Raw genomic sequence first — 12808 nt, 5'->3', positions numbered from 1 at the left:
CAACTATCCTATATTATAAATTGAAACCACTCTCCTAAGTTATCCGTGTACATCTTAATCGCAACACGAAAAAACTCCTGAGAGGTAGCAACAAAGACTAGTAAACCTAGTCCAATATTTACGGCGAAACTCACCATAATAACGTTCATCTGAGGCACTGTTCTCGCGATAATTCCAAGAATAGTCATGATCAACATATTCGTGAAAATCATTGGAGAAGAAAGCATTAAGGCAGATAAGAACATATTCTTAAACAACCTTAGATAGAATTCAGGACTTGCAGCAAACTTCCCCATCTCTAATGCACTTATTGAAAAGAATGAAGAGTAAAGCCCTTTAAACATCGGAAGTAATGCTCCCGAAGAAAGTATAATAATGAGAACTGTCCACTTAATTAATTGTTCAAATGGACCAACTTGTTGAGAACTTGAAGGATCAAAGTAGCTTACAGCACCAAAACCAACTTGTTGTGTAATCAAGGCACCAGCCGCAGTATAGATACTCATAATAATTTTTACGAAGAAACCTACAAGTAAACCAACAACTGTATTAAAAACAGTTAAATACCAAAATCCATCAACCCCATAGTGAACAACATCTTTTAGAATCTCTCCCTCTAACATTGGAAAGAAAGCATAAGTCATTACAAGAGTCGCCAAAATCTTTACAAGATTTGGTACTGCACCGTTATCAAAAATAGGAAGTTGAAAACTCACTGCTACGAATCTTGTGAAACATAGCCAGAAAGCAATAACTGAATATTGATCAACAACCTGAATATTTATCATCTTCCAGCAACCACCTGAGGAATACTAATAATTAATTCCTTAGTAAAAGTAGTTAAAGTATCAGACATCCAAGGAGCAAAAATCACTAATGCACCAACAATGACTAAGATTTTTGGAATAAATGAAAGCGTCTGCTCATTGATCTGAGTTACCGCTTGGAAAATAGAGACCAAAATACCCATAACCAAAGAACCGACCAACATTGGAGAGGCAATCATTAATGCAATTTTAACTGCGTTATTTGTAATATCTGAAATTCCATCAAAACCCATCGTTTACCTCTTTAGTGGAATGATCTCAAAATTGAACCTGTTACTAACTGCCAACCATCAACTAGAACAAAGAGAAGTAGTTTAAATGGAAGCGATACAACAACTGGTGGAAGCATCATCATCCCCATTGCCATAAGGACTGAAGCGACAACCATATCTAGAATTAAGAATGGTATATAAAGCAAGAAACCAATTTGAAATGCGGTTTTTAATTCTGAAATAATAAATGCTGGAATTAAAAAATGAATTGGAACATCATTGATTGTGTTTGGAGCTTTTCTTCCCGTTACATCATAGAATAATCCGATATCAGCTTTTCTTACTTGCTTAGTCATGAAGCCACGTAGAGAGAATTCAATTCTATCTAGTGCTACTGTCGTTGTAATTTTTTTCTCTACATATGGTGTAATTGCATTCTTATAAATTTGCTCACCTGTTGGTTGCATAACAAAGATTGATAAGAAAAGAGCAAAACCAATTAAGACCTGATTTGGTGGCATACTCTGAGTACCGATGGCCTGTCTCATAAAACTTAGTACGACAATAATTCTTGTAAAACACGTACATAAAATTAAGATCGCTGGCGCCATTGTTAAAACAGTGAACAGAACTAAGACCTGAATCGTATCAACTAGATTAGTCCCATTACCAAAGTTAATGGCCATTCCTGGAAGGTTTACACCACTAGATTGAGCAAATGCTTCTGAATTTAGAAGCATTAAACCAAGAATCAATTTTAAAATATTTTTCGTCTTCATGAGCGCCTTCAATTCTTCCTGGCCTTATTGTAGTGGTTTTAAAGTTTTAACTTTATCTTTAATCTTCTGAGATAATTTCACACTATCTCTAACAACATCAGTATTTAGCTCAATATTCTCTTCTGCTGTTTTTTCAATATCTTCTTTTAGGTTAAATGATTTCTCTCCAAGATTTGCACTCCCAAGATCTGAATCAAAGTTATTTCCAGATAGAGATTTCTCACCATCTTTTAATAATCCTGAAATATCATTCACCTCTGACAAGAACTCCATCCCCTTCTCTGTATTTGCGACTAAGAAAACTTGCTTATGCGCTTTTACCAACATCAAGCTTCTCTTTGGACCTACGTAAGTTGTATTGATAACTTCGATAACTTTTGTGCTATTTAGGAAACCAAGCTTACCTTTCTTTAGAACACCCTTCTTCATCATTGCGACAACCCCGTAAAACAGAAGAAGTACTACACCTAGAAAAGCAACAAATTTGCCAATATAGCCTGTTAATGAAAACGAAGACTTAGAGTCATTTAACCCTTCTTTTTCGATACCAGATAGGGCCACATTGACCTTGTCTGAAGCCACAACTGGAGCCGTCTTTTCTGCCTCAACATGTTTTCTTGTTGGTGCTTTATTCTGCTCTTTCTCTCTAATTAACTTATCTAAGTAGCTCTCATCATATTGTTCAATATTTTGCTTCTTAGGAGCTTGAACTACTTTCTTTGCAGCAGGTGCTGCACTTATAACTCTTGGGAATTGAAGATTAATATTATCTCCGCTAATTGTGATACTTACTCTATCCTCAAGACCTTTGATTGAGTACGGAAGCATTGCTCTTACTCTGGCAACTTCCTTATTAAATTGATAGGCCATAACTGTTGAGTCTAGACTCTTATCAATTGATATTTTCTTTTCGATCTTTGGCCAAACGATTGCATCATTTAAAGCAACTTGAATCATACTATCTTTAATTGTTAACTCAGGTGCTGACTCCAAGTTACCTTCGAATCTAATTGATAACTCACCAGTTGAGCTATTCTTAGCAGAGTACTTTAAGCTCTTTACCTTAATTTTATCTCCCGCATGAGCAAAACCCACTGTGAAGAGTAATGTCAAAATTGTTAAGATCTTTTTCATACTATGCTCCATTACAATTACTTAAGTGTTTCGATTCTTTCGATTGGACTAATGATATCTGTTAATCGAATACCAAATTTTTCATTTACAACAACAACTTCACCCTTAGCGACTAACTTTCCATTAACCAAAATCTCTAAAGGCTCACCAGCAAGCTTATCTAGCTCTAAAACAGAACCTTGACCTAATTGAAGAAGGTCTTTGATCATCACTTCAGTTCTTCCTAGCTCAACAGTCACTTTCAGAGGAATATCTAAAATGAAATCTAGGTTTTGTACTTTTAGTTTATTAAGAGCATCATCACCTGCCTTAATCTCATCAGATAATTGGCTAACCCTCGCTGTATTAATGTCTTCAACATTTGCCATTGGGTTAGATTGATTTTCCAAGTCGTGGTTAATCTCATCAGACATTTCTTACTCCTCCGTAGTGGACATTTCTCTTTTTATTGTTTTATCTACATTTGTAATTTGAACTGCTCTATTACCTTTGTGTGTTCCAATTAAACACTTCATCTTCTCTACACCCTCAACCTCAACAACAACTTCTCCAGATGCCTCTTGGTTTAATGGTATGATGTCACCCTTTTCTAGAGTAACCAGATCTCCAACTGTAATATTTGTCTCACCAAGCTTTACAACCATTGTTGCGTGGGCTTGCTTAATATGCTCATTCATGGCCTGAGTCCAAATACTGTCGGCCATATCATTATCAGTTTGAAAACTAGAACTTAGTTTCTGCTTAATAGGTTCAATTGTTGAGTAAGGAACAACAATCATAATAGTTCCAGATGCCGATTCAAATTCGACTTCTAAAGTCGTCGCAATGATTACATCTGATGGAGGAACAACACCTACGAATTGTGGATTGATCTCTGTTCTTAAATATTGAGCATCAATTCTATGTACTGGGGCCCATGCCTCTTCTAGGTCATTTATGGCCATATCCATAACTTTCTTCATGAAAGAAAGTTCAATCATAGTAAATTCTTTTCCTTCGATTTTAGTAAAAGGTCTATCCGTACCACCGAAGTATGAGTCAATAATTGCGTAAGCAAGCTTAGACTCAAAAACAAGTAATGCTGGACCTCTTAGCTCATTGAATCTCATAATGCACATACAACTAGGAATTGGTAATGTGTTTACAAATTCACCAAACTTTAAAAGGTCTGTTGAGATCATAGAAATAGTAGAAATTTTTCTTAGAGAGTTTGAAAGACTTACTCTGAAAGATCTAATAAATCTTTCAGAGATAATTTCTAGAATAGGCATTCGACCACGGATAACACGGTCTTGATTGGTTAAATCATATGCCTGAATATTATCATCACTATCATCGCCGCCGTCGAAATCTCCAGAATCACCACCAAAGGATAGATCATCTGAATCACCATCATTTACAGCATTTAATAACGCGTCGACTTCGTCTTGACTAAGGACCTGAGCCATTCTCCCCTCCTGGGATCATTTTACAAGTTGTTAAAAAGGTGAACTCATTTCACCTTAACTAATTTATTTGAAAGCTAACGTAAAATACGTCAACTACTTTACCGTCTACTAAAAAGCTATTAATAGCGGCCTTAACTTCTTCTTTTAAATAATTCTTTCCTTCTACTTTAAGAAGGTCTTCAGCTCTCTTAGAGTTTAAAATACTAATGATCGTATCTCTAATCTGAGGCTTTCTAGCTTTGAATTCTTCTTCACTAGAGTCTCTATTGAATTTTAAAACCGCATTGAGCCTTACAAATCTTCTAGGCCCATCACCTTGAGCAAGGTTTGCAGTGAAGTTATCTAAAGGAAATAAAATACCATCTTCCTCTCTCGCTTCACCTGTTTCACTAGACTCATCAATGGCACCAGCACTCTTCATATCGCTTTTAACAACATCCATTACCGATTCAGTAGCCGCTAATTTCTGATGTGCTAAATATTGGAAATACGCAATTGTTCCCATCAAAACTAATTGAAGGATCATTACTATAGTAAGTAGAGGATTTTTTCCACTTCCTGAATTGGAGGGTTTGCCTGTGTTAGCATCTCCGTCTGCCATTTTATTACCTTCCTGGTTCTTCATTCGGAGGTACTTTTCTATCCTAGAAGAAATACTTTCCGCTCTGTCAAAAATTATACAATTTTAAGTCCTAAGCATCAAGGCTGCATTACATTTATAGGAAATTCTTACCTATTTTTTTTATAACTAGCTGATCGTTCGAAGAGATGGTGTCAAAATAATGTCGTTATTTTCAACAACCGAGTGAATTAATAAAGTACCTAATGGAGATTTTCGTGCCAAAAATAGAGTTCTTCTTCTAATGCAATCTTAAAAGCATCAAAAACTCTCTCCATTATTGATTCACTTTCATTCAAAGAGATGGCCTCCCAAAATATACGTAAAACAGTAGGAGAAAAGTTTCTATGAAAGGTTAGAAGATCTGGAAACTCTTCATCTAGAGAAAGTAAAGAGTAGAACTTTTCTAAGTTATTTTCTAATCGAAAAAAAGATTCAAGAGAGTCCTTTGGATTTTCCTCTTCTAAAATTAATTTTAACTCGTAGATATAGGAGGCGAAAAACTCCTGAGAGTCGAGGTAGCCGCTTTTTTCAACATCTAATATTAAAGAACTCATTCTCTTTGAGTCTTCATAATCAAGCGAGCTCAAATTAGATTTAAGAAACTTTGGTCTATTAAATTTGTTATAGGTATTACCTTCCATGAATTTAGTTTAATGCAAAAAAGAAAATTTAACAAATTTCAATATTATACAAGACATAAAAAAAGCCTCGACTAGAGCGAGGCTTTTGATCTTATTAAATTTATGATTAATTAAAAGTAGAAATTAAAGCTCAACTTTACCTTTCTCTTTTAACTTAGCAATAATTTTTTCGAAGTGATCAATTGGGTATGCCCCTCTTACAGGAATACCGTTAAGTAGGAATCCTGGAGTACCTTGGAAACCAAACTTTGCAGCTTCTTTAATATCACTTTCTACTCTTTCAATTACTGCTTTAGACTTAACATCTTTAGCTAGCCTTTTCATATCAGCACCAACTTTCTTTGCCATCTTCTTAAGGAATGGTTCACCAGTTGAAAGCTTTCTTTGGTTGTCAAAAATTTCATCGTGAAACTTAAATGCTTTCTCAGCACTTTGAAGTCTAATTGCTTCATAGTAATGAGCTGCTGGAAGAGCTTCCTTGTGAAAACTAAGTGGTAAGTGCTTATAGACAAATCTGATCTTACCATCATATTTCTTAAGTAATTCTTTAACTGTATTAAATCCTCTTACACAGAAAGGACACTGAAAGTCAGAATATTCTACAAGAGTAAGTGGAGCTTCTTGTGCACCTCTAAATGACTCATCTTTTCTAATCTCAGCTTGAAGAGGCTTATCAAATGCTTCTTCGAATTTCTTAGCTTCTTCTTCTTCTCTTTTCTTTGCCATTTCAGACTGAGCAGACTTTGCAGCTTTTTGAACAGCTTCCATAAAGTCAGCAGGATTTTGCTCAATGATTTCAAATAATGCCTTTGGATTTTTCTTAAGGGCCTCAACAACTTGCTTATCTGACACACAACTTGAAAGACCAGCAACCGTCAGTAGCAATAAACTAGTTTTGATTAATTTCTTTAACATTCCTTTTCCTTTGTTATTTATATCGAATTTCTTATTCGTTCAGTTTTCTATATCTCGACGTTATTATACTAATCCTGAATGCTATTTTTGTCAGCTTTATGTAAAGACTTTTGCATTTCAGATAAATATTTGTTCAATTTTCTGCATTGTGGCCTAAGATAGGAATATCCGATGAGGTGAACTCGTGAGTCGTAGCGCCCCTTTATGAAGGATCTCATCGTTGCAAAAATTCCAAAAGCTGGAGTGGAAACTTTCTTATAGAGGTTTACCGAAAGAAGAATATAGGCAAAAACTTGCACTATTAAAGTCCCCACAATTATGCTTCCTAAGACAGAAGTTTGATAGAGAAGAAAGTATTGAATCTCATATTTATTAGGAAGAATATCGAAGGCCATTTGCACAACCTGCTCGTGCACTCCCCCAATAACTTCATAGAAGAAAATAACCGACACAATTGAGGTCGCAAGAATTAAGAAAGAAAACTGTAGAAAGAATCCCTTCTCAAAGACGGGTTTATGAATTCTCGTAAATTTCTGAGGAACTTCAATTGGCTTTAACATACCATTCTGATCAGCTATATAGATTGTATTAAAGAACCACTCACTAAACCTAGTAAGAAGCTTTAAGTCACTAAAGAAGTCTGGATCATATGAAGTCGTTCTATCTTCAAGGAATTTCTCACAGTAATCACCAATAACTCTAAATGGACGTAAGAGCAGCTCTGAAATATAAATTCCAAAAATGAGAGTCATTGTAAAGAGCCCTATGAAAATCACTGAGAACTCAAGAAGCTTAGAGATAATGAAGTCATAGAAAACTTCATTAAACTGCTCAAAATTAGCATATCCATTGGATTTAAAGAAAACTAGGTCCATAGACAGGAAGACCCATAAGAAGATGATGAGAACACAACAAGTTAAAACGGGAATAGAGGCAATTTTTAGGCCATTGAAAAGCCTAAACCTAACTTCTTCATCTGTTTTTAAAAGCCTATAATTAAATGCGCTTTTTAGAATACTCGTAAAATTCATTCTAAACTCTCTTTATGGATATTTTATAAGTTTACCAAATTACAGAGTTTTCATTAAGAAAAATTGAGAGAGGTCTATTTTTCCTAAAGTAATTTGCTCCAATAACCGAAATGATAAGAGAAAAGTCTAATCGCTTAGGCCAAAGGAGCCTTTGAGGAGAAACAAATGAAGACGCATTCATTAAAAAAGGTAGCTATTTTTACTCTCGCAGCGACACTATTTTGGTCGTGTGGTGATGACAAGAAAAAGAACACTGTCTCTTCCACCACAACAGGAGTAACTCTTCCTACAACTAATACACCTCAGCTGAGTGCAGGTAATTACTCTAATCTACTGAGCCAAATTAATTGTAGAAGTGGAAATAGACTTAGTAATATTTATTCTTTTAGCTCAAGTTCTTTCTCAGGAAACTCTCAGACAACAATCCAAGGTACATTTAATGCTGGCGGAATTGGAGGAACGACAGTGGCCAGAGAATATATTGGAGTTGGTTACTACGGCGATGTCATGATCGTTCAAAAGGTCACTAACGGATCTCAAGTTATTGGCTATAACGTACTACTCTCAATGTGTTCAATGAACTCAAGTAGTGGTGCTCCTTACATAAGTGACTCAAGACAACTTACAAATTTTGCAGGTAAGATTGTTTTAGACGACGAAGTAAGTTGTGGACACGGTATGGTTGATTCTTCACAGACAACAATGCAGTCTCAAGTTGATCCAAACTACCCTTACCTACCAGTCTTTAAAGTAGACACTTGGTTTACTAAAGTTGGATGTGTTTCTTACTAATTCAAATTTTAAAAAATTAATATAAGAAGAGAGGCCCTAGAAATAGGGCCTTTTTAATAGGCCTTCTCAATTTTATGACCAGGAAAGTAGTGAGAGAGAATTTTTCGGTAACCCCAGCCCTTCTTGGCCATATCCAAGGCTCCTAACTGACACATCCCTACACCGTGACCAAGACCACTTCCACTGATTATAAACTTCGATTTCTGTGTATTCCAATTCATCGAGAAATTATTAGAAGGAAAGAGAATTCTTCCAAAGTACCTTCTAAAAAGAGGCTTCTTAACAACGATATGTATATCACCCCAATATAGTCTCAGACTATTTCTGTCTCTATTATCTTTAAGAATTTTTATTCTCTTCTTTCCACTAATTTTACTCTTAACATGAATCAACTTCTTTCTTTGAAGCCATTTTAAAAACGATGCAAAACGATCATAACTAAGACCTTTTACCCAGTCTTTTTGACCATGGCCATGACAGTAGTTTCCTTTAGGATTTGCATTGTAACCAGTCACAGCATTACTCCAAACTTGATCCGGTCTCAGAATTTTTCCTCCACACTTTGCGTGAAAGAAAATAGGAGTTAACTTTCCATTTGGTGTTACTAGAACCTCTCCCATTGTCTCTGATGTTGCGAGGTCTGTGTTTCTGGTAATATCAAAGAAGCTTCCAGAGACTTGATGTTTTTCCGAGCTCTCCAGATCATAGTGGGCATCATGCCCAAGTGTTCTTGAAACATGGTCAGTCTCCATCTTATGTAAGGCATAAGATCTTGCGGCAACAGCTTGCGCTTTCAGGGCTTCAATTGGCCATGCACTATTCATCTCCTTAGCAAGTAAACCACTTATGTAATCCTCTAGCCTCGTCTCTTGAATGACATCACAACTATCATTAGTTTCAGAGCTAACAATATCAACAGTACCCATGTACTTCTTATCACCTACTGTCACAAGGCCAGTCATAGAGTTTAATGATGCTAAAAGAGTTGGTCCCTTTGCCTTAAATCTTTGAGACTTTCCAAAGAGATTACAATTGAACTTTATCTTCTTTCTCCCCGAGAAAGACTTCGTTTGATTACCAATATGAAAAGTTCGATTAAGATCTGTACCGGATATAATGACATTTTTTAGGGATTTATTGACTCGCACTCTTATCTTGGGCTCAGGTGTTCCCGTAACTAGAATAGGAGTAATTTCTCCAAATGAATCAGAGAGTGATACTAAGAGAAAAATAAAAGTGAAGCATATCCTATGCAAGTGAACTCCATCCTGAGTTGTTCCTTAAATATTGTATGCTTAAATTTAAAAGGTCTCAATGTAATATTAAATTTTACCTAAGAATTTCATGACTTTTTGAAGATCCATCCATGCAGTTCTCTTCATTGATGGATTAATTTCAAGTAAATCGGGATGGAAAATAGGAAATAATGTAAAGTTGATACTCTCATCACCTATTTCAATAATTCTCTCTAACTCTTGCCCATGAATTTTTGATAGCTTCTCTTTTTTCCCATAGAGAAAGTTCGTAGCGACAGCACCAAGAGAAATAACGGCCTTAGGTTTAAAGAGAGCGATTTCACACAGAAGGTTCTGTAGAACTTCCGCATCAGTATCTCCAAGTAGAGACGCTCTAAGAAACTCTCCTTCCTCAAGCTTCATGGGAATAATCATTTTCCCTAATAGCTCTGTATTATCATGACTAAATTTATAGTGGGCCTGCTCGCTGTTTAGGTCTACATTACGAGACTCCCCAACAATTAGTGCGGAGACACCTTCAAATTTTTCAAACTCAAAAGAAGAAAGGTTTGATTCGATCCATTTCTTATACTCACTTTGATCCTTAGTTAATATCAACTTAGAACCTAAGGAAATGGCCTTCTCATCCTTCGTAATATTTCCGAAGCGGGACTGAACAGCTCCCTTTTCATCAATTTTCTTGGCCAAAGAGCTTAGCACTTCGGCCTTTGACGGCGAGCCTTCTGCGCTTGGTCTTTGAGGTGGGAGCTCCTCTTCAACAGTTGTGCTTAGTGCTACAGGAGCGCTTCCCTCTTCAATCTCAGGCTCATCTAGGGTTGCCGTATACCAAGAAGTATCCGCAAAGAGGGCCCCTGAATAGAACTTAGCTATTCCTTTGGAACCTTCTATCTTACTGATTTCATTGCGTAACTTCTGGTATTTACTCATCTCTTAAATAAAGCCTATCTGATTTTAAGTGTTTACTAGGTAAATAGGTCCCTAGTTCAAAATAAACATACCACAAATTAATTGAAGTCGAAAATAACCCGAAAAATATAATAGAACATTGAATACCTGCAAGGAGATGGCTTAATGTCACAAGAACTAGACTTCCGCTTTGAAAAATTTGAAGAATATTATGGAGATATCGATCAAGTAAAAAAACATATGGATAACTGCAATATTTGTAACGCTAAACTTGTGCAAACTCACCTTTCAGACTTCAAAAATCTCATTGTTCAGGAAACTGCCAGATGTCCAGAATGCGGGCAAGGTAATAAGAAAATGATTCATATTATCAATTAAGGTTTTATTTAAGGGCCAGAGTTTTTACGATGGCCTTTGCTACCTTCTTTGACACTTCAAAATAAGATTCTATATCTCTTTCATTCATAAGCTTTAATTCACTTACAGATTTATCTAATCTAGAAATAATTTTCTTCTTAGTTATAGGACCGACTCCTTCGACCTGATCAATCCAACTCGATATGAGCTTTCTCTTCTCCTCTTTATGGTGAAGCCTTCGAGAGAAACGATGGGCCTCATCTCTCATTTGAGTAAGTATTCTAAATAAAGATTTACACTTACTTAACTGAAAAGGATTTGAGCGACCAGGTATAATTAATCTCTCATCTGTTCTTTCAACTTCCTTTGATTTAAACGTAGACTTCTTGCTGACTTTTGATTTAGCAATTCCTACCACAGGCACTTCAACATTATGATCTTTAAGAGCACCTAAGAAAATATTTACTTGGCCAATCCCCCCATCAACCACAAAGATATCCGGAAGATTACCTTTTTTAATACGTCTATTAATAACTTCACTCATCATGGCAAAGTCATTATTTCCCTCTGGCCTTTCCTCGAGATGAAAGTGTCTATACTTACTCTTATCTGCCCTTCCATCAGTGAAAACAATCTGTGAAGCAGTTGGAGACTTTCCCTGAAAAATTGCAATATCATAACATTCAAGAACAACAGGTCTCTCTCTTAAACCTAGTAAGTCTTTGAGGCGATTTAGTCCAATATATGTACTGTCTTCATTTAGTATTCTAACTCTCTGATGTTCGAATGCATGGTCCATAGTCAACTTCATCAAGGAATTAAACTTTCGACCAGCTCCTGTGCACTTTACCTTAATCTCGTGTACTTGCTCAAAGGCCTTAGAGAGAACTTCATTAATCTCATTAGAAAAATTTGTAATCACTCTATCTGGCATCTTATCAAAAGTAGAACTGTAGTACTGAAATATATACTGTGCGACCTCGTCATCGTAAGAATCGCTACAGTCTATTGCTGGAAAGTGAAAGTTCTTATGACCTAAGAGCACTCCCTCTCTCATCATATATAGGGAGATATCAATCTCCACCTCTCCAACATGGTAGGCAACAATATCAATATTCTTAACAGAGCTAGAAATCTCAGCATTAGTTTGCTTAGATCCTTCAAGAAAGGTTTTTAAAATTTCTATATTATCGCGAAGAAGCGCGGCCCTCTCAAATTGCTCAAGCTCAGCATACTTAAACATCTTCTCTTCTAAGGCCAACACTCCTTCTCGACCAGAACCTCTAAAAAAACTTAGAGCGAGATCCAGATCTTTTGAGTAGTCACTCTTATTTATAAGGTCCACACACGGGGCACTACACTGTTTCATTTGATAGAGAAGACAAGGCTCTTTTCTAGAGTTGAACTCCTTGAGTGAACAATCTCTCAAATTAAATGATTTAGTAAGAACTCGAAGAACTTCTGAAATATTACTTCCAACGACAAAAGGTCCAAAGACAAGCTGTCCCTTTTTCTTTGATGGCCTTCTCTCATATACTAGTCGAGGAAAATCTTCATTGAGATTTACAATAATATACGGATAGGACTTATCATCTTTTAAACGAATATTATATTTAGGCGAGTGCTTCTTGATGAGATTATTTTCTAAAACAAAGGCCTCGGAGTCCGTATCTGTCATAATAAAATCAAAATCATTTATATGAGAGACAAGAATTTCTGTTTTTGGAGATTTGGACGAGTTATTGAAGTAGCTTGAAACTCTTTTCCTCAAGTTTTTTGCTTTACCCACATAGAGAATAATTTCATCTGTGCCCTTCGCTTTCTTCATAAGATAGCAACCGGGTTTATTTGGTAATGTTTTTGCTTTATTTAATAAATTATTCTGCAT

General features: G+C 35.9%; 14 protein-coding genes and 1 pseudogene. 2 read left to right on the top strand and 13 right to left on the bottom strand.

Annotation, left to right across the window (positions count from 1 at the left end; all coding sequences use genetic code 11):
• Nucleotides 1-8: 8 nt before the first annotated feature.
• From BMS_RS02740 to BMS_RS02695, 10 genes and pseudogenes are all read right to left on the bottom strand, one after another.
• Nucleotides 9-788 (bottom strand): flagellar biosynthetic protein FliR, encoded by a 780-nt coding sequence (locus BMS_RS02740; RefSeq protein ID WP_014243258.1) that lies wholly within the window; start codon nt 786-788, stop codon nt 9-11.
• Nucleotides 785-1060: a flagellar biosynthesis protein FliQ gene (gene fliQ / locus BMS_RS02735; protein ID WP_014243257.1), complete on the bottom strand. Its 276-nt coding sequence runs from the start codon at nt 1058-1060 to the stop codon at nt 785-787. The genes BMS_RS02740 and fliQ overlap by 4 nt, the downstream gene beginning before the upstream one ends.
• Before the next feature lie 11 nt (nt 1061-1071).
• Nucleotides 1072-1818: a flagellar type III secretion system pore protein FliP gene (gene fliP, locus BMS_RS02730; RefSeq protein ID WP_044557221.1), complete on the bottom strand. Its 747-nt coding sequence runs from the start codon at nt 1816-1818 to the stop codon at nt 1072-1074.
• Nucleotides 1819-1842: 24 nt separating this feature from the next.
• Nucleotides 1843-2952, bottom strand: coding sequence for a flagellar biosynthetic protein FliO (locus tag BMS_RS02725; RefSeq protein WP_044557220.1), 1110 nt, complete (start codon nt 2950-2952; stop codon nt 1843-1845).
• 17 nt (nt 2953-2969) lie between these two features.
• Nucleotides 2970-3224, bottom strand: a pseudogene (gene fliN / locus BMS_RS17970) (flagellar motor switch protein FliN); the annotation flags it as partial.
• Nucleotides 3225-3368: 144 nt separating this feature from the next.
• A complete protein-coding gene (fliM, locus tag BMS_RS02715) occupies nt 3369-4400 on the bottom strand; it encodes a flagellar motor switch protein FliM (protein ID WP_014243253.1) in 1032 nt (343 codons plus the stop codon).
• Between the two features lie 58 nt (nt 4401-4458).
• Nucleotides 4459-5025: a flagellar basal body-associated FliL family protein gene (locus BMS_RS16635; RefSeq protein ID WP_014243252.1), complete on the bottom strand. Its 567-nt coding sequence runs from the start codon at nt 5023-5025 to the stop codon at nt 4459-4461.
• 197 nt (nt 5026-5222) lie between these two features.
• Nucleotides 5223-5663 carry a hypothetical protein gene (locus BMS_RS02705; protein ID WP_014243251.1) on the bottom strand — a complete coding sequence of 147 codons (441 nt, stop codon included), beginning with the start codon at nt 5661-5663 and terminating at the stop codon, nt 5223-5225.
• Between the two features lie 123 nt (nt 5664-5786).
• Nucleotides 5787-6578, bottom strand: coding sequence for a DsbA family protein (locus BMS_RS02700; protein WP_014243250.1), 792 nt, complete (start codon nt 6576-6578; stop codon nt 5787-5789).
• Between the two features lie 68 nt (nt 6579-6646).
• Nucleotides 6647-7609 carry a hypothetical protein gene (locus BMS_RS02695; protein WP_014243249.1) on the bottom strand — a complete coding sequence of 321 codons (963 nt, stop codon included), beginning with the start codon at nt 7607-7609 and terminating at the stop codon, nt 6647-6649.
• Nucleotides 7610-7774: 165 nt separating this feature from the next.
• Between BMS_RS02695 and BMS_RS02690 the strand changes: the two genes are divergently transcribed.
• Nucleotides 7775-8401: a hypothetical protein gene (locus tag BMS_RS02690; protein ID WP_014243248.1), complete on the top strand. Its 627-nt coding sequence runs from the start codon at nt 7775-7777 to the stop codon at nt 8399-8401.
• Between the two features lie 53 nt (nt 8402-8454).
• Here the strand turns inward: BMS_RS02690 and BMS_RS02685 are convergent, their stop codons facing one another.
• Together BMS_RS02685 and BMS_RS02680 are read right to left on the bottom strand one after the other, a co-directional pair.
• Nucleotides 8455-9657, bottom strand: coding sequence for a SpoIID/LytB domain-containing protein (locus BMS_RS02685; RefSeq protein ID WP_014243247.1), 1203 nt, complete (start codon nt 9655-9657; stop codon nt 8455-8457).
• 66 nt (nt 9658-9723) lie between these two features.
• Complete coding sequence (locus BMS_RS02680) at nt 9724-10584, bottom strand: uracil-DNA glycosylase family protein (protein WP_014243246.1); 861 nt, start codon at nt 10582-10584, stop codon at nt 9724-9726.
• Nucleotides 10585-10728: 144 nt separating this feature from the next.
• Between BMS_RS02680 and BMS_RS02675 the strand changes: the two genes are divergently transcribed.
• A complete protein-coding gene (locus BMS_RS02675) occupies nt 10729-10941 on the top strand; it encodes a hypothetical protein (RefSeq protein WP_014243245.1) in 213 nt (70 codons plus the stop codon).
• A gap of 4 nt (nt 10942-10945) precedes the next feature.
• On the opposite strand, the gene uvrC is transcribed toward BMS_RS02675, so the two are convergent.
• Nucleotides 10946-12808, bottom strand: a complete 1863-nt coding sequence (gene uvrC / locus BMS_RS02670; protein WP_014243244.1) for an excinuclease ABC subunit UvrC — start codon at nt 12806-12808, stop codon at nt 10946-10948.

The sequence above is a fragment of the Halobacteriovorax marinus SJ genome, assembly GCF_000210915.2.
Lineage (GTDB): Bacteria > Bdellovibrionota > Bacteriovoracia > Bacteriovoracales > Bacteriovoracaceae > Halobacteriovorax > Halobacteriovorax marinus.
This window is presented reverse-complemented; position numbering and strand designations above follow the sequence as displayed.

What these genes read in the sequence shown, in the direction of transcription:
- BMS_RS02680 (WP_014243246.1), bottom strand. Translation starts at nt 10,584, where the DNA reads ATGAGTAAATACCAGAAGTTACGCAATGAAATCAGTAAGATAGAAGGT.
- BMS_RS16635 (WP_014243252.1), bottom strand. Translation starts at nt 5,025, where the DNA reads ATGAAGAACCAGGAAGGTAATAAAATGGCAGACGGAGATGCTAACACA.
- BMS_RS02725 (WP_044557220.1), bottom strand. Translation starts at nt 2,952, where the DNA reads ATGAAAAAGATCTTAACAATTTTGACATTACTCTTCACAGTGGGTTTT.
- fliQ (WP_014243257.1), bottom strand. Translation starts at nt 1,060, where the DNA reads ATGGGTTTTGATGGAATTTCAGATATTACAAATAACGCAGTTAAAATT.
- BMS_RS02740 (WP_014243258.1), bottom strand. Translation starts at nt 788, where the DNA reads ATGATAAATATTCAGGTTGTTGATCAATATTCAGTTATTGCTTTCTGG.
- fliP (WP_044557221.1), bottom strand. Translation starts at nt 1,818, where the DNA reads ATGAAGACGAAAAATATTTTAAAATTGATTCTTGGTTTAATGCTTCTA.
- BMS_RS02695 (WP_014243249.1), bottom strand. Translation starts at nt 7,609, where the DNA reads ATGAATTTTACGAGTATTCTAAAAAGCGCATTTAATTATAGGCTTTTA.
- BMS_RS02675 (WP_014243245.1), top strand. Translation starts at nt 10,729, where the DNA reads ATGTCACAAGAACTAGACTTCCGCTTTGAAAAATTTGAAGAATATTAT.
- BMS_RS02690 (WP_014243248.1), top strand. Translation starts at nt 7,775, where the DNA reads ATGAAGACGCATTCATTAAAAAAGGTAGCTATTTTTACTCTCGCAGCG.
- fliM (WP_014243253.1), bottom strand. Translation starts at nt 4,400, where the DNA reads ATGGCTCAGGTCCTTAGTCAAGACGAAGTCGACGCGTTATTAAATGCT.
- uvrC (WP_014243244.1), bottom strand. Translation starts at nt 12,808, where the DNA reads ATGCAGAATAATTTATTAAATAAAGCAAAAACATTACCAAATAAACCC.
- BMS_RS02700 (WP_014243250.1), bottom strand. Translation starts at nt 6,578, where the DNA reads ATGTTAAAGAAATTAATCAAAACTAGTTTATTGCTACTGACGGTTGCT.
- BMS_RS02705 (WP_014243251.1), bottom strand. Translation starts at nt 5,663, where the DNA reads ATGGAAGGTAATACCTATAACAAATTTAATAGACCAAAGTTTCTTAAA.